At 61.7% G+C, this 19,887-nt stretch carries 18 protein-coding genes, 1 tRNA gene, 1 other RNA gene and 1 pseudogene; 12 read left to right on the top strand and 9 right to left on the bottom strand.

Annotation, left to right across the window (positions count from 1 at the left end; translation table 11 throughout):
- Positions 1-59: 59 nt before the first annotated feature.
- An RNA gene (gene rnpB, locus M1E02_RS08535) (RNase P RNA component class A) lies at positions 60-454 on the bottom strand.
- Between the two features lie 105 nt (positions 455-559).
- Here rnpB and M1E02_RS08530 point away from each other — a divergent pair.
- A complete protein-coding gene (locus M1E02_RS08530) occupies positions 560-1,324 on the top strand; it encodes a YaaA family protein (RefSeq protein WP_479377628.1) in 765 nt (254 codons plus the stop codon).
- 24 nt (positions 1,325-1,348) lie between these two features.
- Here M1E02_RS08530 and M1E02_RS08525 read toward each other — a convergent pair whose 3' ends face one another.
- On the bottom strand, positions 1,349-2,086 hold the full coding sequence (locus tag M1E02_RS08525) for a zinc ribbon domain-containing protein (RefSeq protein ID WP_479377627.1): 738 nt from the start codon (positions 2,084-2,086) through the stop codon (positions 1,349-1,351).
- A 120-nt stretch (positions 2,087-2,206) separates the two neighbouring features.
- A complete protein-coding gene (locus M1E02_RS08520; RefSeq protein WP_479377626.1) occupies positions 2,207-3,130 on the bottom strand; it encodes a Nif3-like dinuclear metal center hexameric protein in 924 nt (307 codons plus the stop codon).
- A gap of 99 nt (positions 3,131-3,229) precedes the next feature.
- Between M1E02_RS08520 and msrA the strand changes: the two genes are divergently transcribed.
- The 3 genes from msrA (at position 3,230) to epsC (ending at position 5,381) form a co-directional block, all read left to right on the top strand.
- Positions 3,230-3,754, top strand: a complete 525-nt coding sequence (msrA, locus tag M1E02_RS08515) for a peptide-methionine (S)-S-oxide reductase MsrA (RefSeq protein WP_479377625.1) — start codon at positions 3,230-3,232, stop codon at positions 3,752-3,754.
- Between the two features lie 65 nt (positions 3,755-3,819).
- The gene (gene cysK / locus M1E02_RS08510; protein WP_479377624.1) at positions 3,820-4,755 is read left to right on the top strand and encodes a cysteine synthase A; all 936 of its coding nucleotides are present in this window, start codon (positions 3,820-3,822) and stop codon (positions 4,753-4,755) included.
- A gap of 41 nt (positions 4,756-4,796) precedes the next feature.
- Entirely contained in the window at positions 4,797-5,381 is a 585-nt protein-coding gene (epsC, locus tag M1E02_RS08505; RefSeq protein ID WP_479377623.1) for a serine O-acetyltransferase EpsC, read from the top strand.
- 92 nt (positions 5,382-5,473) lie between these two features.
- Here epsC and gndA read toward each other — a convergent pair whose 3' ends face one another.
- Complete coding sequence (gene gndA / locus M1E02_RS08500) at positions 5,474-6,910, bottom strand: NADP-dependent phosphogluconate dehydrogenase (RefSeq protein ID WP_479377622.1); 1,437 nt, start codon at positions 6,908-6,910, stop codon at positions 5,474-5,476.
- A gap of 241 nt (positions 6,911-7,151) precedes the next feature.
- On the opposite strand from gndA, the gene M1E02_RS08495 reads away from it, so the two are divergent.
- Positions 7,152-7,877, top strand: a complete 726-nt coding sequence (locus M1E02_RS08495; protein WP_479377621.1) for a FadR/GntR family transcriptional regulator — start codon at positions 7,152-7,154, stop codon at positions 7,875-7,877.
- Positions 7,878-7,961: 84 nt separating this feature from the next.
- Positions 7,962-8,710 (top strand): annotated as a pseudogene (locus M1E02_RS08490) (class I SAM-dependent methyltransferase).
- Between the two features lie 224 nt (positions 8,711-8,934).
- On the opposite strand, the gene M1E02_RS08485 reads toward M1E02_RS08490, so the two are convergent.
- The 5 genes from M1E02_RS08485 to M1E02_RS08465 form a co-directional block, all read right to left on the bottom strand.
- Entirely contained in the window at positions 8,935-9,219 is a 285-nt protein-coding gene (locus M1E02_RS08485; protein WP_479377620.1) for a hypothetical protein, read from the bottom strand.
- Positions 9,220-9,310: 91 nt separating this feature from the next.
- Positions 9,311-9,386 (bottom strand) — tRNA-Val (locus tag M1E02_RS08480).
- 104 nt (positions 9,387-9,490) lie between these two features.
- The gene (locus M1E02_RS08475) at positions 9,491-10,411 is read right to left on the bottom strand and encodes an NAD-dependent protein deacetylase (RefSeq protein WP_479377619.1); all 921 of its coding nucleotides are present in this window, start codon (positions 10,409-10,411) and stop codon (positions 9,491-9,493) included.
- 8 nt (positions 10,412-10,419) lie between these two features.
- Positions 10,420-10,911, bottom strand: a complete 492-nt coding sequence (locus M1E02_RS08470; RefSeq protein WP_479378105.1) for a peroxiredoxin — start codon at positions 10,909-10,911, stop codon at positions 10,420-10,422.
- A 2-nt stretch (positions 10,912-10,913) separates the two neighbouring features.
- Positions 10,914-11,333 (bottom strand): DUF3052 domain-containing protein, encoded by a 420-nt coding sequence (locus M1E02_RS08465; protein ID WP_309105427.1) that lies wholly within the window; start codon positions 11,331-11,333, stop codon positions 10,914-10,916.
- Between the two features lie 428 nt (positions 11,334-11,761).
- On the opposite strand from M1E02_RS08465, the gene aceE reads away from it, so the two are divergent.
- From aceE to M1E02_RS08435, 6 genes are all read left to right on the top strand, one after another.
- On the top strand, positions 11,762-14,503 hold the full coding sequence (gene aceE / locus M1E02_RS08460; protein WP_479378104.1) for a pyruvate dehydrogenase (acetyl-transferring), homodimeric type: 2,742 nt from the start codon (positions 11,762-11,764) through the stop codon (positions 14,501-14,503).
- A 148-nt stretch (positions 14,504-14,651) separates the two neighbouring features.
- Positions 14,652-15,896 (top strand): PucR family transcriptional regulator, encoded by a 1,245-nt coding sequence (locus M1E02_RS08455; protein WP_479377618.1) that lies wholly within the window; start codon positions 14,652-14,654, stop codon positions 15,894-15,896.
- 88 nt (positions 15,897-15,984) lie between these two features.
- The gene (locus tag M1E02_RS08450) at positions 15,985-16,914 is read left to right on the top strand and encodes an ACP S-malonyltransferase (protein ID WP_479377617.1); all 930 of its coding nucleotides are present in this window, start codon (positions 15,985-15,987) and stop codon (positions 16,912-16,914) included.
- The gene (locus M1E02_RS08445) at positions 16,911-18,035 is read left to right on the top strand and encodes a beta-ketoacyl-ACP synthase III (RefSeq protein WP_479377616.1); all 1,125 of its coding nucleotides are present in this window, start codon (positions 16,911-16,913) and stop codon (positions 18,033-18,035) included. The genes M1E02_RS08450 and M1E02_RS08445 overlap by 4 nt, the downstream gene beginning before the upstream one ends.
- A gap of 129 nt (positions 18,036-18,164) precedes the next feature.
- Positions 18,165-18,410 carry an acyl carrier protein gene (locus M1E02_RS08440; protein WP_214840220.1) on the top strand — a complete coding sequence of 82 codons (246 nt, stop codon included), beginning with the start codon at positions 18,165-18,167 and terminating at the stop codon, positions 18,408-18,410.
- A 171-nt stretch (positions 18,411-18,581) separates the two neighbouring features.
- Positions 18,582-19,817: a beta-ketoacyl-[acyl-carrier-protein] synthase family protein gene (locus M1E02_RS08435; protein WP_479377615.1), complete on the top strand. Its 1,236-nt coding sequence runs from the start codon at positions 18,582-18,584 to the stop codon at positions 19,815-19,817.
- Positions 19,818-19,887 lie beyond the last annotated feature (70 nt).

The following is a 19,887-nucleotide window of genomic DNA, read 5'->3' as shown; positions in this document are numbered from 1 at the left end:
GTGAAGTCACTCACACGGGCAGGCAAGCCATGCCTCACCTGGCAACCTGGCGGAGTATGTGGATGGGTTGACCGATACGCCGGGTTCTGTGCTCCCGCGCTGTTACCGGCACGGGAGTAGCGGCCATCCATCTACGAACGCCGTTGCCGACGCCCTCCAGCGGCCTACCCGGGCGCTCGGGCGAGCAGCCCTCAAACGCGCCCTGTATGGCCTTGCTCCGGGTGGGGTTTACCTAGCCTTCCCGGTCACCCGGGAAGCTGGTGGTCTCTTACACCACCGTTTCACCCTTACCTGCCAATCCGGCTGTGCGAACACAACCAAAACTGCAGGCGGTCTGTTTTCTGTGGCACTGGCCTGCGGGTTACCCCGAGTGGGCGTTACCCACCACCCTGCTCTACGGAGCCCGGACGTTCCTCGAGCCACTTTCGTGACGCGCGACCGCCTGGTCAACCCATCCGAGTCCATTCTACGGGCAGCCGCTCCACCGGCTGCACCGCCGAACCAAGGCCAGGCCACCGTCATCTTTGGCGCCCTCCGTAGCGGCCCCTAAGATCGTACGGTGCTGATTCTGCTCCCCCCTTCCGAAGGCAAGACCCCTGCCGTCCGCGGCGACGCCGTCCACTGGCCCAGCCTGAGTTTCCCCGAACTGAACACCCACCGTGCAGAGGTACTGGAGGCACTCGGAACTGTGAGCGCGCATGAAGATGCCCTCTCTCTTCTGGGCGTTGGGGCATCACTGAAGGACGACGTCGACCGCAACACCCGCCTGCACCGGGAGCCGGCGGCTCCCGCTCACCAGGTCTACTCGGGCGTCCTGTACGACGCACTCGGTTATCAGACCCTCACTCCGGCGCAACGGAAAAAGGCGCATGACTCGGTGCTGGTCATCTCGGCCCTGTGGGGCGCCATTCGTTTCAATGACCGGGTGCCCGCCTACCGGCTATCCATGGGAACGGCACTTCCCGACGTCGGACGCCTGGCTTCCTTTTGGAAGCTCAGGATTACAGAAGCCCTTGCCGGCCTGACCGCAGGCGAGTTGTTCGTGGACTGCCGCTCAAGCACCTACGCCGCGGCCTGGGCGCCGCCGGCCAGCCAGACGGTAGCAGTAAATGTCTTCACGGAAGTGGCAGGTGTACGCAAAGTGGTCAGCCACTTCGCCAAGCACACGCGTGGCGAGGTTGCCCGCCATCTGCTGACCAGACGAGGAAATGCACCGGGCACTCCCGCGCAGCTACTCAAAGCTGCCGGCGAGAAGTGGAGCTGCGAACTCGTTGAAGGCACAGCCCGGAAGGCCCATGCCCTCAATATCATCCTGCCCAGCTAGGTCAGGTTGCCACGACCACTCGGGTCAGGCCCATTCAGGCGAGCGGACAAGGATGCAGCCGGAGTCCGGGCAGAACACGATGTCGTCTTCTGCAGCTGCCTTGATCTCGGCGAGGTCCCCCGGGCTGAGCTGCATGCCCGAGCCTTCAGACTTGCCGTGGAAGAGGCGCGCCGCCCCGACTCCCCTCTTGGTGAGGGTCTTTTCATAGACCGCCAGCATCCCGCCGTCGAGTCCTGAAGCGAACGCTGACCGCTGGGCCGAAACTGTGTGCTCCTCAGAGGAGACTTCGGCCAGGGCGGCGTCGAGTTCCGCCCGGATCACACTGAACGAGGCCTTGATATCGTCCACGATCTGCTGCTGGGCGGCTTGGCGTTCCCGCAGGGCATCGAGCCGTTCCATTACCTCGAGTTCGACGTCCTCGAGGTCTGAGCGCCTCTTGTTCAGCGAGGCGATGTCCTTTTGCAGCGCAACAAGGTCCTTTGACAACCCCGTGCCGCTGTTGAGCCGCGCTTCGTCCCGCCCGATCCGCGAGGCCACCTGCTCGACGTCGTCCTCGGCGCGCTTGAGCTCAGTCTCGGCGTCGTGGACGGCCATCTTGGCCGCCCCCAACTCGCCGTTGGCTACGTTGAGTGCCGCCTCGAGGTCGGTGATGCGGGGATCGTTTTCAAGGATACGACGGCGGTTGGACAGTGACTTGAGTTTGGCATCAAGCCCCTGCAGTTCTAACAACTTCAACTGTTCCGCCGGTGCTGCCTTGGCCACTGATACCTCCGCTTGTTCCAACCGGCCGGAGCCGGACGCCGTGCGGCGCTCTTTAGACTCTAGCGCCTGCGCTGCTCCCCTGCCTCGCTGCGCTCACCCGGGGCCCCTCGCACCTCAGGCTTAGCCCGGAGTCAGAATGAAGTCCCACGGATCGCTGTTGGTGGTGCTCACCTGAATCTCCACCTCGTGGCCCTGGTCGTTCAGGACGTTGCCCAGTGCTTCCGCGGCCGCCGGCAGCCACAGCCACTCGCTGGCGAAGTGTGAAACATCAATCAGGTACGGCCTGCCATTAACAGCGGCCTCACGCGCTTCGGACGCAGGGTGGTGGCGAAGGTCGGCCGTGACAAAAATATCGGCGTTGCTGGCCCTGACCTCATTGAAAAGGGAGTCCCCCGCACCTCCGCAGACGGCAACCCTGCGGATGAGTCCGTCCTTGTCCCCGGAGACACGGACTCCGCCTGCAACCGAGGGAAGGATGCCGAACACCCGGGCGGCAAAGTCGCCGAGGGTCATAACCTCGGCGAGATCGCCCACGCGGCCAATTCCTTCTTCAGGCAGCCCGTTTGCGGCAGCCATCAACGGCACAACATTCTGAAGACCCAGCGCGTCAGCAAGGACGTCAGAGACGCCCCCGACGGCCGAATCACCGTTTGTGTGGACTGTCAGAAGCCCCGTACCGGACTCGATCAGCCGGTGGACGGCCGCACCCTTGGGTGTGGTGGCTGCGACAGAGTTCACGCCCTTAAGCAGCAGGGGGTGGTGTGTGATCAGGAGCTGGGCGCCCCATTCAATGGCTTCCTCGATGACTTCCAGGGTGGGATCCACGGCGAACATGATGCGCTTGACGGTCGCGGAAGGATGCCCGGCCACAAGACCGACTTCGTCCCATTCTTCTGCGAGGGATTCCGGCCATAGTTCCTCCACCGCGAGCAGAATCTCACCCAGTGTGGGCGTCAAAGACACGTTCTCGGTCCCCGAGGGATCCGGGGTGGGCGTGCCCTGCGCGGAGGGCGCCGTTGAAACATCCGTGTTCACTGGTTCCATACCCCCATTTTTACCCTATTGCAGGGCCTCGACTGCACGCGTTGCACTCTCGTAAGGTTGTCCGGGAATCATCGGACTGCTTCAACCATTGAAGAGGACATGAAAACGTTTGTACTTGGCGGAGGCTGCTTCTGGTGCCTGGACGCCGTCTACCAGATAACCAAGGGTGTCACCTCGGTTGTCTCCGGCTATACCGGAGGCCACGATCCCCATCCCGATTACTACTCAGTGTGTGCCGGCACCACCGGACACGCTGAGGTTGTTGCCGTTACTTTCGACGAGGAAGTGATCCCTGCAGAAGTCATTCTTGACATGTTTTTTGCCCTGCATGATCCCACCACGCTGAACAGGCAGGGTTACGACGTCGGCACGCAGTACCGTTCCTCGATGTTCTACGAGACAACGGAAGAGAAGATCCTTTTTGAGGAGGCCATCGAGCGGAACCAGGCACTGTGGTCCCACCCGATCGTTACCGAAGTCAGCAGGCTGCCGCGATTCTACGTAGCCGAGGAATTCCACCAGAACTACTACGGCAAACACCCCGAGCAGGGCTATTGCCAGGTCATCATCAACCCCAAGCTGGCAAAGGCCCGGAAATATTACTCTGCATGGCTTAACGCTTAGCACGGGTTCCCAGGCCTCGTTAGGCTGACCTCAGTATTCCCACCTCAGAGAACAGGCTCAGATACATGGCACGGATCTATGACGACGTTACCCAGTTGGTCGGCGGCACCCCCTTGGTCAGGCTCAACCGCTTGACCGAAGGCCTCGATGCAACAGTGGCCGTCAAGCTCGAGTTCTACAACCCGGCCAACAGCGTCAAGGACCGCATCGGTGTTGCCATCATCGACGCTGCCGAGAAGTCCGGTGCCCTGAAGCCCGGCGGAACCATCGTCGAGGGAACGTCGGGCAACACCGGCATCGCCCTGGCAATGGTGGGCGCAGCCCGCGGCTACAAGGTCATCCTCACCATGCCCGAAACCATGTCCACCGAGCGCCGCGTCATGCTGCGCGCCTTTGGTGCGGAGATTGTGCTCACCCCAGGTTCTGAGGGAATGCGCGGGGCAGTGGAAAAGGCGCAGGAAATTGTTGCCAATACCGAGAACTCCATCTGGGCGCAGCAGTTTGCCAACGAGGCAAACCCTGAGATCCACCGCACCACCACGGCCGAAGAAATCTGGACGGACACCGACGGCAAGGTCGATATCTTCGTATCCGGCATCGGCACCGGCGGAACCATCACCGGCGTCGGGCAGGTCCTGAAGGAACGCAACCCCGGCGTCCAGATCGTCGCTGTGGAACCGAAAGACTCGGCCATCCTCAACGGCGGCGCCCCCGGACCGCACAAAATCCAGGGCATCGGCGCGAACTTCGTTCCGGAGATCCTGGACACCAACGTCTATGACGAGGTCCTGGACGCAACCCTCGAAGACTCCGTACGGGTGGCACGCGAACTCGGCATCAAGGAAGGCATCCTTGGCGGCATTTCCTCGGGCGCCATTGTGTGGGGTGCGCTTGAGCTGGCAAAGCGCCCGGAGAACGCAGGCAAGCTGATTGTGGCAGTGGTATGCGACTTCGGCGAGCGTTACATCTCCACTGTGCTCTATGACGATATCCGCGGCTGATACTTCGCCCGCTCTCCCCCCTTTCCTGTAGAAAGATCTTTGTGAGCTTTTTCGCAAGACTTAAGGAAGACCTCGACGCCGCCCGGTCACACGACCCGGCGGCTCGAGGTTCTTTTGAGAACTTTTTCGCCTACTCCGGTTTGCACGCCATCTGGGCACATCGCCTGACCCACCGGCTGTGGCAAACTCCTTCGTTGCGCTTTCCCGCGCGGCTGGTCTCCCAACTTGCCCGGTTCCTCACGGGCATCGAGATCCACCCGGGCGCCACCATCGGCCGCCGGTTCTTTATCGATCACGGTATGGGCGTGGTGATCGGCGAGACCGCGGAAATCGGCGAGGACGTGATGATTTATCACGGCGTAACCCTCGGCGGGCGGTCGCTTGCCAAGGTAAAGCGGCACCCCACCATCGGCGACCGCGTCACCATCGGTGCAGGGGCCAAGATCCTGGGCCCCATCACCATTGGACGCGACAGTGCTGTTGGCGCCAACGCCGTCGTTGTTAAGGACGCACCGGCTGAATCCATCGTCACGGGTGTTCCTGCAACGTGGCGGCACCGCGACGCCCAGCGGGAAACCAAGGCAGCGGTTGACCCTGCCGAGTACTACATCGAATACCGGATCTGACGGTCCTGGCACCTTAAACCGCCTGAGAACGCAGAAACAAAAACGGCCGGCACCCCCGCTCGGGTCGCCGGCCGTTCCGTTTATGGCAGGGACTAGTGTGTGTCCACTGCCGCTATTTCTGACTTGTCTTCGCCCCACAGGGTGTGGAATGTACCTTCGGCATCAATGCGGCCGTAGGTGTGGGCTCCAAACAGGTCGCGCTGGCCCTGGATCACGGCGGCCGGGAGGCGCTTGCGGCGCAGGCCGTCGTAGTAAGCCAGTGACGAGGAGAATACCGGAACGGGGATGCCCAGCTGAACGGCAGTGGCGACAACCCGCCGCCATGCCGGAAGTACCTCGGCGATGGCCTTGGTGAAGGCCGGTGCGAAGAGCAGGTTCGCGGGCTTCTCCTCGGCGGCGTAGGCCTTGGTGATTTCCTTGAGCAGCTCGGCGCGGATGATGCAGCCGCCCCGCCACAGGGAAGCGATCTCGTCCAGCTTCAGGTCCCAGCCGTATTCCTTGGCTGCGGAAGTCAGCATGTCCAGGCCCTGTGCGTAGGAGACAAGCTTGGAGGCGTAGAGTGCCTGCCTGACGTCCTCGACGAAGGTGGCGGGAATCTCGACGTCGATTTCCTCACCGGCGAGGAGCTCCTGCGCCAGCTTGCGCTGCTCCGACTGTGAGGAGAGCGCCCGTGCGAAAACGGACTCGGCAATGCCGGACGTCGGGGAACCGAGTTCGAGCGCGGAAATGACCGTCCAACGGCCGGTGCCCTTTTGCCCGGCGGCGTCAACTACGACGTCGACAAACGGCTTACCCGTCTTGGAATCCACGTGACCCAGAACCTCGGCCGAGATCTCGATCAGGAACGATGCAAGTTCACCCTGATTCCATTCAGCGAAAATCTTCGACTGCTCCGCCGGCTCGATACCGGCTCCTGAACGGAGCAGGTCGAACGCTTCACCGATGACCTGCATGTCGGCATATTCAATGCCATTGTGGACCATTTTGACGAAGTGGCCGGCGCCATCAGTGCCGATCCAGGCGCAGCACGGCTTGCCATCGACCTGGGCTGCAATCTTCTCCAGCAGAGGCCCAAGCGCATCGTAGGACTCCTTTGAGCCGCCGGGCATGATGGAGGGTCCGTTGAGGGCGCCTTCTTCTCCACCGGAAACACCGATACCCACAAAGTGCAGGTCCTTGGCAGCAAGGGCAGCTTCCCGGCGACGGGTGTCCTCGTAGTGGGAGTTGCCGGCGTCGATGATGATGTCGCCAGGCTCAAGCAAAGGCTCCAGCTGCTCAATCACAGAGTCCACTGGCTTTCCGGCCTTGACCATGATGAGCACACGGCGCGGCTTCTCCAGGGAATCAACCAGCTCCTGAAGGGTTTCGGTTCGGACAAAGTCGCCGTCGTGCCCGTGCTTTTCCAGCAGAACGTCCGTCTTCTCCACGGACCTGTTGTGCAGGGCAACGGTGAAGCCGTTCCTGGCGAGGTTTCGGGCCAGGTTGGCACCCATGACCGCGAGGCCGGTGACACCGATGTGTGCAGACATCAAAACTCCAATTCATTCATGTGCAGGGTATGCATCCAGTCCCGTACTTCCTGCGGAACACAGTTTGAGAAGCAGTGGATATGAATAAAGCATATGTATTGCCGGACAGTACGAGGAAGTTCAGCCCACGTACTGGAAGACTTTGCGTCATAAAAAGGCCCAAAGGCCTGCCCGGGTGCATCTTCCGACCTGCCGGCAGCCAGCTGAAAGAAACAACACGGGCACGATTATGCTTACCACTATGTCAACCAGCCTCCACCATCGCGCCATTGAACATTTGGGGACCAGCATCGTCGGAGGAAGTCTTCCCGCAGGTCATGTTGTACTGGCTGAGCAACTGGAGGATGAACTTCAAGTATCCCGCTCGGTGGTCCGCGAAGCAGTCCGGGTCCTGCAGTCCCTGGGCCTGGTCGAAACGATCAAGCGGGTAGGCATCCGGGTCCTGCCCGCCGACCGCTGGAACCCGTTCGATCCTCTCGTGATCCGGTGGCGCCTGGCGGGAGATGCCCGCGGAGCTCAACTCCGCTCACTCGCAGAGCTCCGTTCCGCGGTTGAACCAATAGCTGCGGAGCTTGCGGCCCTCAACGCGCCGGAGGCCCTTCGGAGCGAGCTCCTTGAAGTGTCCGACGCAATGAAAGCCGCAGGCGAGGCTGGCGACCTCCCCCAGTTCCTGAACCTGGACATCCGGTTCCATTCGTTACTGCTCACGGGCTCGGGCAATGAGATGTTCGCAAACCTCGTGGGGCAGGTAGCCGAGACTCTGACAGGCCGGACTGTCCTGGGATTGATGCCCGATCACCCGAGTGAAGCTGCCCTCGGATGGCACAGAGAGGTGGCAGAGGCGATCGCGGCCGCAGATTCAGTGGGGGCGCGGGAAGCAGCTGACAAGATCATGCGCCACTCCCTGGCAGAGTTGGAGCCGAACTGGCGGGATCAACCCCGGGTATTTCTACAGCCTCGCAGGTGACGTTTGTGATCATCATTCCCGTGTCTGGACGATGTTGGCCGCGCTTCACCACGGCCCTTGCGCGGCTTATGAAATAGTGGCGGGATGGTTGATCAGCAACAGCTTTGGGATGAGACCGTCGCGAAAGAGTACGACACTCCTGGGCAAGGAATGTTCTCTCCCGAAGTTCTTCGGCCCACGGTAGAGGTTCTGTCGAAGCTCGCAGGCGACGGTCCGGCAGTCGAGTTCGCCATTGGCACGGGGCGTGTCGCCATTCCCTTGGCAGAAGCGGGGGTCCAGGTCAGCGGCATCGAGCTGTCCCATGCGATGATCTCACGGCTACGTGAAAAGGCCAGCGAGGAGCGCATTGGAGTCGTCCCGGGTGACATGACTGAGGCATCTGCAGGCGAGAACTATTCGCTGGCTTTTCTAGTGTTCAACACCATCTCCAACCTCCTCACACAGGACGAACAGGTCCGGTGTTTCCAGAACGCCGCCCGTCATCTGGCACCAGGCGGCGCTTCGTTATTGAGCTCTGGGTGCCGCAGCTGCGTTCGCTTCCGCCCGGACACGCGGCGACAGTCGAGGTGAGCCAGCCCGGATACCTGCTGGTCGATACCTATGACGTGTTACAGCAGCACGTCGTCTCGCACCACGTGAAATTCAGCGCCGAGCTATCGGCCGGGAGGGACGCAAGGATCGGACGTACACCGCACCGCTACATCTGGCCCAGCGAGCTGGATCTTATGGCGCGGCTGGCCGGATTCGAGCTCGAATCGAGATGGGCGGACTGGGACCGCAGCGAATTCACCGCGGACTCCCGCAGCCACGTCTCGGTGTACCGGAAAGATTGATTCCGCGGATACCGGCATCTTGTCGCCCTGTGTTGGACGTCAGGCGCACGGCCCGCTAACAGATGTTGCCCTGAAGTTTCCTTAATAGTTGCGTGTTGTTTCTCTTTTCCAACGCTTCACGGTATATTCATTCCAAGCCTTCCACCGCGGCATCCCCCAATAGCCGCGGTGGAGGGCTTATCCAATTCTGTGGTTAGCGCTAATATCGCGCTGAATGGCTCACCTTAAGCGGCCACGGCAGAGCGAACCCGCCAGCCTCCCCCCAATCCGTCGCGGATCAACTCCATGGTGGTCAACGGAGAAGAACGATTGTGGCCCAACCTCGCCTGGATCTGCCACACCTCCACATCTACACGGCTCAGCCCCTTCGGCATTCTCCGCTGGGATTCCCACCAGTTTGTACGCTCAAACCACCGGACGCAGTCGGCTCCGACGGTCCACTCCCGGCCACTCCTGACGACAGCTGCGGGATGGCCATTGGGGTTCAGGCGTACTAGTACGTGTTCCATTGGCCCAAGCTACAGCGAGGGTCCGACAAACAAAGGAACGCGAAAAACCCCGTCACTCTGGCTAAATAAACCAGAATGACGGGGTTTCCTGTGGTGGGTCCTACCGGGATCGAACCGATGACATCCACGGTGTAAACGTGGCGCTCTACCAGCTGAGCTAAAGACCCATCGTATGGTTTCAACGCTTTCGCGCGTCCAACCAACGAACATAGACTCTACCCGAACCCGGGCGGAGAAATCCAATCGCCTTCGCCGCCGCCCGATGTTTGCCCTATAGGGCGGGAAGATTAGCCGCCAGCCAGGTCAGTGACTCACTTACACCAGCTTCGAGCTTTATGGTGGCCAGGTTATCTCCGCGGGTTTCACCCCGGTTAATGATGACCACCGGTTTTCCCTGCTTCCCTGCATGCCGCACGAAGCGCAAACCGCTCATCACGGTCAGTGAGGATCCTGCAACCACAAGGGCTTCACCTTCGTCCACCATGCCGTAGGCCTGCTCCACTCTTGCTCTCGGAACATTTTCGCCAAAATAGACGAAGTCCGGCTTGAGCAGCCCACCGCAGGCCGGGCAATTGGCGATTACGAAGCTCTCGATCAGCCGGGAGTCGTCTACTTCAGCATCAGCGTCGGGCGCCATCTCGACCACTCCGGCAGCAAGTGCTTCCTCAAGGAATCCCGGATTGAGTTCTTCAAGCACGCCCGCCACAAGTTTCCGGCTGTAGCGGCGGGAGCACGAGAGGCAGACCACCTGGTCAAAACGGCCGTGCAGATCAACCACGTTGACGCTTCCAGCGTCTTCATGCAGGCGGTCAACGTTCTGTGTAATAAGGCCAGTCAAAAGCCCACGCTGTTCAAGAGCTGTGACGGCCAAGTGTCCGGGGTTCGGATCGGCCCGCAACAGGCGCGACCATCCGATGTGGTTGCGTGCCCAATAGCGCTGGCGATTATGGTGCTTCCCCACGAACTCCTGGTAGGTCATGGGCTCGCGGGGAGGCGATCCAGGGCCACGGTAATCGGGAATCCCGGAATCGGTACTCAATCCGGCTCCGGTGAGCATGGCAAACCGGAGGCCGGCAAGGAGTCCCGCTATCGCCTGGAGTGTTTCCAGCTGATCGGGGGCGGGGTCTTCGGCAGGAACCGAGGGCAGGATTGCAAACCCAGTCATCCCGATCCCCGGCCGCCGCTGCCTCATTGATCCGGTTACCTGACCAGTCCAGCCAAGGCCGCACGATAGTCGGCCAGGTCCCGGGCCTGTCCGCGGGGATTGACCACGACGTATTGGATCACGCCGTGCGCGTCGATGATAAAAGTGCCGCGCAAGGCCATCCCCGTGACGGCATCAAATACCCCGTACTGCTCTGCTACCGCCCCGTGTGGCCAAAAGTCGGCCAGCAGGTTGAAGCCATAGCCTTCCGCCTCTGCATACGCACGAAGCGTGAACTTACTGTCAACAGAAACTGCCAGCACGGTAGCGTTCGTCTCATCGAACACAGCAAGATTGTCCCGGATCTCGCACAGCTCTTGGGTGCAGATACCGGAAAAGGCAAACGGATAAAAAAGCACAACCACGTTTTGGCCGCGCAACCCAGTGAGCCGGACAGGCTCACCGAACTGATTGACCAGTTCGAAGTCGGGAGCCGCTTGGCCGACGACGGGCACGAGCGTGTGTTCCCCCAAGGCCTGAACCGGCAGGGTCACTTATTCTTCCTGGTCACCAACCGGGTGGCGCTCCAGTCCTTGGAGACGCCGGCTGAAGTGGTGACGTGCAGGCCAGCGGTGGGGGCAGCATCCTGGATGTCCGCAGGAGACACATAACCGGGTCGGCCGGATTTCGGGGTAAGTACCCAGATTGCACCGCCCTCGGAGAGGGTGGTCAGGGGTTCGACAAGGGTGTCCACCAGATCGCCGTCGTCGGCCCTCCACCACAGTATTGCGGCGTCAACGACGTCGTGGTCGTCCTCATCGAGAAGTTCCGAGCCCGTGAGGTCTTCAATATCGTCACGTAAGTCGAAGTCGACGTCGTCGTCGTAACCGAACTCCTGAATCAGATCCCCGTTTTTGAAACCCAATTTTTCCGCCACATTTACCGAAGTGGCGGCGTCGGCCTCGCTCACGTGTTCCTCCAATACTCTTGATTGCATAAAAGTCAGGCGACCTCCATTAGTACAAGCCAACACCCTTTGTGCCTGTGCATCAAGCTGTTGGCCCCGTGGCCCTGCAATTTCTGCGTCAAGGGGCGCGCCGGATCCGCTGAGGCTACCCGACGGATTGTCACACAACCAGTATGACTGCGAAATACGACAGGGGTATAAAGCAGGCGGCTACGCATCGCATCGCGGTCAGAGTTAGAGTTGCTGATGACGTCTATGCCTGCGGGGCAACCGCTCTGGCTTTATGTGTGGTCATAGACGTGATAGGACCCCTGCCCGGCGCACATGACCGGGCTGATGTTACCGATACGTCGCACACGTCGCGTTCACGCCAGGCAGTTACCCTGCCGGACCTGAGGGCGCCGCTGAATGCGCGCAAAGAGAGGTTGGACGTGGCTGCAGGAGAAGATACCTCCCATATCCTCAGCGGGTTGACTAACCAGCTGCCTGATCGTGATCCGGATGAGACCGCCGAATGGATTGAGTCCCTCGACTCGCTGATCAGGGAACAGGGCACCGAGCGTGCCCAGTACATCATGCGCAGTCTGTTGCAGCGTGCCGGCGCCCAGAGCGTCGGGGTTCCGATGGTTACCACCACGGACTATGTGAACACCATCCCGGTGGACCAGGAAGCGGAATTCCCCGGAAACGAGGAGTACGAGCGCCGCTACCGGGCATACATGCGCTGGAATGCAGCAGTGATGGTGCACCGTTCCCAGCGCCCCAATATCGGCGTTGGCGGGCACATCTCCACCTATGCCGGTGCTGCGACGCTTTACGAGGTGGGTTTTAACCACTTCTTCCGCGGCAAGGACCACCCCAGTGGCGGGGACCAGGTGTTCTTCCAGGGACACGCGTCCCCGGGAATGTACGCACGTGCCTTTATGGAAGGCCGGCTCAGCGAGAAGGACCTCGATGGGTTCAGGCAGGAAAAGTCCCGTGAGGGACATGCCCTCTCCTCCTATCCGCATCCCCGGCTGATGCCCGACTTCTGGGAATTCCCCACAGTGTCCATGGGCATTGGACCCATGAATGCTATTTACCAGGCCCAGTCCAACCGGTACCTGCACAACCGTGGCTTCAAGGACACCTCAGACCAGCAGGTCTGGGCATTCCTGGGCGACGGGGAAATGGACGAGCCCGAGTCACGCGGCCTGCTCCAGCTCGCAGCAAACGAGAACCTGGACAACCTGAACTTTGTGATCAACTGCAACCTGCAGCGCCTTGACGGGCCGGTCCGCGGCAACGGCAAGATCATGCAGGAACTGGAGGCGTTCTTCCGTGGCGCCGGCTGGAACGTCATCAAGGTGGTCTGGGGCCGCGAGTGGGACGACCTGCTGACGCGCGATTCGGATGGATCGCTCGTGAAGATCATGAACGAAACGGCCGACGGCGATTACCAGACGTACAAGGCCGAATCCGGTGGATTCGTGCGCGAGCACTTCTTCGGTAAGACCCCGCAGACCAAGGACATGGTCGCGGACTTGAGCGACGACGACATCTGGAACCTCAAGCGCGGCGGGCATGACTACCGCAAGGTCTACGCCGCATACAAGGCAGCCACTGAATTCAAGGGCAAGCCCACCGTCATCCTGGCGAAGACGGTCAAGGGCTATGGTCTGGGACCGCACTTCGAAGGCCGCAACGCCACTCACCAGATGAAGAAACTCACCTTGGATGACCTCAAGGCATTCCGGGACCACCTGCGCATCCCCATTTCGGATGACCAGCTTGAAGGCGACCCTTACCAGCCGCCGTATTTCCACCCTGGAACCGAAGCTCCTGAAATCAAATACATGATGGAGCGGCGGGCTGCCTTGGGCGGTTCTGTTCCCGAGCGGCGGTCCGAGCACGTGGAGGTCAAGCTTCCTGACACCAAGGCTTATGAAGTTGCCAGGCGCGGTTCGGGCAAGCAAATGGCGGCCACCACGATGGCGTTCGTCCGGTTGCTCAAGGACCTCATGAGGGATAAGGAATTCGGCCAGCGGATTGTGCCGATCATCCCCGATGAGGCCCGTACCTTCGGTATGGACGCCTTCTTCCCGACGGCCAAGATCTACAACCCCAAGGGCCAGAACTACCTTTCCGTGGACCGGGACCTCGTCCTGGCTTACAAGGAGTCTCCCGCCGGGCAGCTGATCCACCCGGGCATTAACGAAGCCGGAGCAGTGGCGGCCTTCACCGCAGCCGGAACCGCATACGCCACCCACGGCCAGCCGCTGATACCGGTTTATGTGTTCTACTCAATGTTCGGTTTCCAGCGGACAGGTGATGCTTTCTGGGCAGCGGCTGACCAGATGACTCGTGGTTTCATCATCGGCGCAACGGCTGGCCGCACCACCCTTACCGGTGAAGGCCTCCAGCACGCTGACGGACACTCCCCGATTCTGGCCGCCACAAACCCCGCCGTGGTCACCTATGACCCCGCTTACGGTTACGAAATGGGCCACATCGTCCGTGACGGCCTGGAGCGGATGTACGGCGAGAACAGTGGTGACCGGAACCTCATGTACTACCTCACGGTGTACAACGAGCCAATCCTGCAGCCTGCGGAGCCCGAAGAACTGGACGTCGAGGGACTCCTCAAGGGCATCTATCTGCTGGCACCGGCCAAGATCGACGGTCCCCGGACCCAGATCCTTGCCTCGGGCGTGTCGGTTCCCTGGGCCCTGGACGCCCAACGAATCCTTGCCGAGGACTGGGGCGTTTCCGCCGACGTCTGGTCTGTTACGTCCTGGAACGAACTCCGCCGCGACGGCCTTGCCGCCGAAGAAGAGGCGTTCCTGAACCCGGGACAGCCTGCACGGACACCGTTCGTGGCCCAGCAGTTGGCCGGGGCAACAGGACCGATTGTTGCCGTTACCGACTACATGAAGGCCGTGCCGGACCAGATCCGTCAGTTCCTGCCGAACGAGTTCGCCTCGCTCGGCGCGGACGGGTTCGGTTTCTCGGACACCCGTGCCGCTGCACGCCGCTTCTTCAAGAACGACACCCACTCAGTGGTTGTCCGGTCCCTTGAGATGCTGGCGCGCCGCGGAGAGGTGGACGCAGGAGCACCCGCCCAGGCAATCGAGAAGTACCGCCTGCACAACGTCAATGCCGGCAGCACCGGGAACGCTGGAGGCGACTCCTAGCCCCGGACAGCACCTGCATTGAGCATTGCCATGGCGACGGCGGTTCCCACCTTTCGGTGGGGACCGCCGTCTTCGTTCTTGGGCCGAAAGGTGGTTTGTAGCCTTCGCACAAATGGAGCTTGCCCGGCGCGCACCGTATGCTCGTTGCATGGCAGAGCCAAACCCAACTCCCCCAAAGCGCAAACCTGCGTCACGGGCACTCAGCCCCGAAAAGACCGAAACGCTTAAAAAGCTGCGGGCCAGCGTGGGCCAGCTGTCCACCACCACTTTGCGCCAACTGGAAAAATCGCTTCCTTGGTACAGCAGGCTCAGCTCGGATGAGCGGTCTGCCCTCGGGATGGTCGCCCAAAACGGCATCGCAGCGTTCGTGACCTGGTACGAAAGGCCGAGTTCGCCGTCGTGGATTCTTTCGGATGTGTTCGGGACAGCGCCAACTGAACTCACCCGCTCCATCAGCCTGCAAAAAGCCCTCCAGCTGATCCGCATTGTGGTGGAGGTTGTCGAGGACCAGGTGCCGGTGATCGCTCCCGAGGCTGATCAGCCGTCGCTGCGTGAAGCCGTGCTGCGCTATTCCCGGGAAGTGGCCTTTGCAGCCGCAGACGTCTACGCCCGGGCCGCGGAATCCCGGGGATCCTGGGACACACGCCTGGAAGCACTGATTGTTGATGCGATCCTTCGCGGGGAGAACACAGACGCACTGAGATCCAGGATCGCTGCTTTGGGTTGGAAAGCCCAGGAACGGTTCACTGTTATGGTCGGTAACTCGCCGTCCGAGCCAAGCGCGAGCTACGTGAGCGAATTGCGCCGTACTGCCGGCCGCTTTGCCGAGGACGCCCTTGTAGGCATCCAAGGTGACCGCCTGATCCTCATCCTGGGTGGTTTGCAGGACAGGGAGTCCGCTTATCAGAAGCTCAGCGAGCTGTTCGCTCCGGGTCCGGTGGTCTACGGTCCGGAAGCCGGTTCGCTCCTGGAAGCCAGCGGTTCAGCCCAGTCGGCCTTTGCCGGGTTGACCGCTGCCCGTGCCTGGCCTTCGGCGCCCCGCCCGGTCGCCGCCGATGACCTGCTGCCTGAACGGGTCATTTCCGGCGACGATGCAGCGCGCAGGTGCCTGGTGAAAAACATCTACAGACCCCTGGTGGCGGCCTCCAACGGACTCGTGGAGACGCTGGGAACGTATTTGGAACTAGGGCATTCGTTGGAGGCAACAGCCCGGGAACTCTTCGTTCATGCCAACACTGTGCGTTACCGGCTGAAGCGGGTTTGTGATGTTACAGGATGGGATCCGCTCCTCCCCCGGGAGGCATTTGTTCTCCAGGCGGCGCTGGTGGTGGGCCGTTTATCCACCCCTCCGAAGGCTGCCACGGAACGCCAACCGTCCCGAAACAACAACTGAACCGTTGTAGACTTCCTACAAACTGACCCATGGAGCTTGGTGCATCAATGCACCGCTGAATCGCTCGGTAATTTGGAAAGCTGGATACGTGCTTGCAATCGTCTGCCCTGGACAGGGCTCCCAGACCCCTGGTTTTCTGGCCCCTTGGCTTGAACTGCCTTCCGTAGCAGGCCATCTGGCCGCTCTGAGTGAAATCGCAGGCATAGACCTCACCGCGCATGGAACCACCTCGAACGAAGAGACGATCAAAGATACTGCTGTTGCGCAGCCTTTGATTGTGGCCGCAGGCCTGGTGGCAGCAAAGTCACTGTTCGACGTCGAACTCAGCACCCTTCCGGTGGTCCTGGCGGGCCACTCCGTGGGAGAGATCACTGCCTCCGCCCTGGCAGGCGTCGTCACTGAGGCGGAGGCCATGAGCTTCGTCCGCGAGCGTGCCAACAGCATGGCTGCGGCTGCGGCGGTGACCCCCACCGGCATGAGCGCTGTTGTGGGCGGCGATTCCGCCGAGGTCCTCGCTGCCATTGAAGCCTCGGGGGCAACACCGGCCAACGTCAATGGAGCCGGCCAGACTGTAGCCGCAGGCACCTTCGATCAGCTGAAGTTCCTCGCCGACAATCCCCCGGCCAAGGCACGGGTCATCCCTTTGAAGGTCGCAGGCGCCTTCCACACCTCGCACATGTCCCCCGCTGTGAGCGCGCTGGAGGCCCTGAAGCCCACCCTGTCCCCGCAGAAACCCCAGGTGCCCCTCCTCTCCAACTTTGACGGCCAGGAGGTGACGGAAGGCTCCGCCGCAGTGGAGAGCCTCATCGCCCAGGTATCCCGGCCCGTCCGGTGGGACCTGTGCATGGAGTCCCTGGTTCAGCGAGGCGTCACCGGGGTTATTGAACTCGCCCCCGCCGGTACCCTTGCCGGTCTCGCCAAGCGAGGAATGCCAGGCGTCAAGACAGTCGCCGTCAAGACCCCGGAAGACCTTTCCGCAGCCCTTGCCCTCTTCGCAGAGCTGGAGGGCCAGTCATGAGCGTTCCCGTTCTCAAGCAGGCACCTATAAATCCGAACACCAGGATTCTTGGTCTCGGCGCCTACCGTCCCGATGTCATCGTCACTAACGACGACGTTTGCCAGTGGATCGATTCTTCTGACGAGTGGATCCGGCAGCGCACCGGCATCGTCACCCGGCACCGTGCAGCCGCTGATGTCAGCGTGATCGACATGGCCGAGGGCGCGGCCCGCGAGGCCCTCCAGAAGGCAGGCATCGAAGCCTCCCAGCTGGGCGCGGTGATCGTCTCCACAGTGACCCACCCCTACGCAACGCCGTCCGCTGCAGCCAGCCTTGCGGACCGGATCGGAGCCACCCCCGCTCCAGCCTTCGACATCTCCGCAGCCTGCGCGGGCTACTGCTACGGCATTGCCCAGGGTGACGCCCTCGTCAGGTCGGGAGCCGCAGAGTACGTTCTGGTGGTTGGTGCGGAGAAACTTTCGGACGTCATCGACAACACCGAGCGAACCATCTCCTTCCTGCTCGGTGACGGCGCAGGCGCAGTGGTCATCGGCCCGTCAGACACTCCCGGTATCGGCCCATCGGTCTGGGGTTCGGACGGCAGCAAGTGGGATGCCATCGGTATGACGCATTCCCTGAATGAAGCCCGGGACCAGGCACTCGACCCCCAGGGACTGACCCGGATCAACTCCCAAGGGAACCCCGTTCAAGGGAACGCTGCCCACGGGAACACCACCCTCACCGCGTTGAGCACCGCCGAAGCCGCTGTAACCGAAGCAGCCATCTGGCCCACCCTCCGCCAGGACGGACAGACCGTTTTCCGCTGGGCAGTGTGGGAGATGGCCAAGGTGGCCCAGCAGGCGCTGGACGCCGCAGGCGTCACGGCGGATGACCTCGTGGCCTTCGTACCCCACCAGGCCAACATGCGGATCATCGATGAGATGGTAAAGAAGCTCAAACTCCCCGAGACGGTCACGGTTGCCCGGGACATCGCCGAAGCAGGTAACACCTCCGCCGCCTCCATCCCCCTGGCCACCCACAGACTCCTCAAGGAAAACCCGGCTCTGAGCGGCGGGCTGGCCCTGCAGATCGGCTTCGGCGCCGGCCTGGTCTTTGGCGCACAGGTTGTCGTGCTCCCCTAAGCACCGGTTCTCCGGTCCGATGAAACAACTGAATACGTTCTGAAAAGCACGCATCTTTCCACACCAAGCCGTATCCGCGGTTTGCACCATTTCCGGTAATTGCCGGCAACACAAGAAAAGGAGCCACCAATGGCTAGCAACGAAGAGATCCTGGCCGGCCTGGCTGAAATCGTCAACGAAGAGACCGGCCTGGCTACTGAGGCAGTGGAGCTGGACAAGTCCTTCACCGAGGACCTGGACATCGACTCGATCTCCATGATGACCATCGTGGTCAACGCCGAAGAGAAGTTCGGCGTGCGCATCCCGGACGAAGAGGTCAAGAACCTCAAGACCGTTGGCGACGCCGTCAGCTTCATTTCCAACGCCCAGGCCTAGTCCGGCTTTCAGGCAACAGGTCTGAGGGCCGCTGGTCCCGGTCGGCAATTCCGCCGCCGGGACCGGCAGCCCAAAGAAATACAAAGTTTTCGAAAGATCCTTAACGCACGCCCCGCGCAGCCTTTCGGCCACCAGCGCAGGGCGCGGCAAGCACCGACAGAGAGTGATCCCATGACACGCAAAGTAGTCATTACCGGTCTGGGTGCCACCACGCCCATCGGCGGCGACGTACCCACGATGTGGACGAATGCGCTGAAGGGCGTCTCCGGAGCCCGCACCCTCGAAGATGACTGGGTGGCCAAGTTTGAGCTTCCTGTCCACTTTGCTGCGCGGGCCTCCACCCCGGCCCTGGACGTGCTCGCCCGGGTTGAAGCAAAGCGGATGGACCCGTCCACCCAGTTCGGCGTCATCGCTGCCCGGGAGGCCTGGGGTGACTCCGGGATTACCGAAGTTGATCACGACCGGCTCGCCGTTGCCTTCGCCACCGGCATTGGCGGAGTCTGGACCCTCCTCGATGCCTGGGACACCCTGCGTGAAAAGGGCCCTCGGCGGGTTCTTCCCATGACAGTTCCGATGCTGATGCCCAATGGAGTGGCCGCAGCAGTCAGCCTTGACCTCGGTGCCCGTGCAGGCGCCCACACTCCCGTTTCAGCATGCGCCTCCGGAACGGAAGCCTTGCACCTTGGCCTTGAACTGATCCGTTCCGGTAAAGCGGACGTCGTTGTTTGCGGCGGTGCGGAAGCCGCGATCCACCCGATGCCGATCGCAGCCTTCTCCTCCATGCAGGCACTGTCCCGGCGCAATGAGAACCCTGAGGGCGCCTCACGGCCGTACGACAAGGACCGGGACGGCTTTGTAATGGGTGAAGGCGCCGGCGCCATTGTCCTCGAAGCCGAAGAACACGCCCTTGCCCGCGGTGCACGCATTTATGCGGAGCTTGCAGGCACGTCGGTGACGGCTGACGCTTACCACATCACGGCCCCGGACCCGGAAGGCCTTGGCGCAACCCGGGCCCTGAAGGCAGCCATGTTTGACGGCCGCGTGCAGGCGGAGGACGTTGTCCACGTGAATGCACACGCCACCTCCACTCCGGTAGGCGACAAGCCGGAGTACACGGCCCTTAAAGCCGCGCTCGGTGCCCACGTGGACAACGTGGCAGTCTCCGCCACCAAGTCGCAGATGGGGCACCTCCTGGGCGCCTCAGGGGCCGTGGAAGCGGTGCTGACCGTGCTCGCTGTCTATGACCGGAAGGCGCCGGTGACGATCAACCTTGAAAACCAGGATCCTGAAATCCGGCTTGACGTCGTGACCAGCGCCCGCGATCTCCCTTCCGGGAACATCGTCGCGTTGAGCAACTCCTTCGGTTTCGGCGGTCACAACGCGGTCATCGCTGTCCGTAGCGTCTAACACCGCAGGGTCTTATACCGATCGCAGCCATACGCAGAAGTGGCCCCCACGGAGCAGTTCACTCCGGTGG

It is taken from the genome of Arthrobacter sp. Z5-13, assembly GCF_056499105.1.
Note: the sequence above shows the minus strand (reverse complement) of the source record. Positions and strands in the feature narration are given on the sequence as shown.

Coding starts and splice junctions, on each gene's coding strand:
- M1E02_RS08520 (WP_479377626.1), bottom strand. CDS start 3,130: ATGGAACCAGTGAACACGGATGTTTCAACGGCGCCCTCCGCGCAGGGC.
- msrA (WP_479377625.1), top strand. CDS start 3,230: ATGAAAACGTTTGTACTTGGCGGAGGCTGCTTCTGGTGCCTGGACGCC.
- cysK (WP_479377624.1), top strand. CDS start 3,820: ATGGCACGGATCTATGACGACGTTACCCAGTTGGTCGGCGGCACCCCC.
- gndA (WP_479377622.1), bottom strand. CDS start 6,910: ATGTCTGCACACATCGGTGTCACCGGCCTCGCGGTCATGGGTGCCAAC.
- M1E02_RS08495 (WP_479377621.1), top strand. CDS start 7,152: ATGTCAACCAGCCTCCACCATCGCGCCATTGAACATTTGGGGACCAGC.
- M1E02_RS08485 (WP_479377620.1), bottom strand. CDS start 9,219: ATGGAACACGTACTAGTACGCCTGAACCCCAATGGCCATCCCGCAGCT.
- M1E02_RS08475 (WP_479377619.1), bottom strand. CDS start 10,411: ATGAGGCAGCGGCGGCCGGGGATCGGGATGACTGGGTTTGCAATCCTG.
- M1E02_RS08455 (WP_479377618.1), top strand. CDS start 14,652: ATGGCAGAGCCAAACCCAACTCCCCCAAAGCGCAAACCTGCGTCACGG.
- M1E02_RS08445 (WP_479377616.1), top strand. CDS start 16,911: ATGAGCGTTCCCGTTCTCAAGCAGGCACCTATAAATCCGAACACCAGG.
- M1E02_RS08440 (WP_214840220.1), top strand. CDS start 18,165: ATGGCTAGCAACGAAGAGATCCTGGCCGGCCTGGCTGAAATCGTCAAC.
- M1E02_RS08435 (WP_479377615.1), top strand. CDS start 18,582: ATGACACGCAAAGTAGTCATTACCGGTCTGGGTGCCACCACGCCCATC.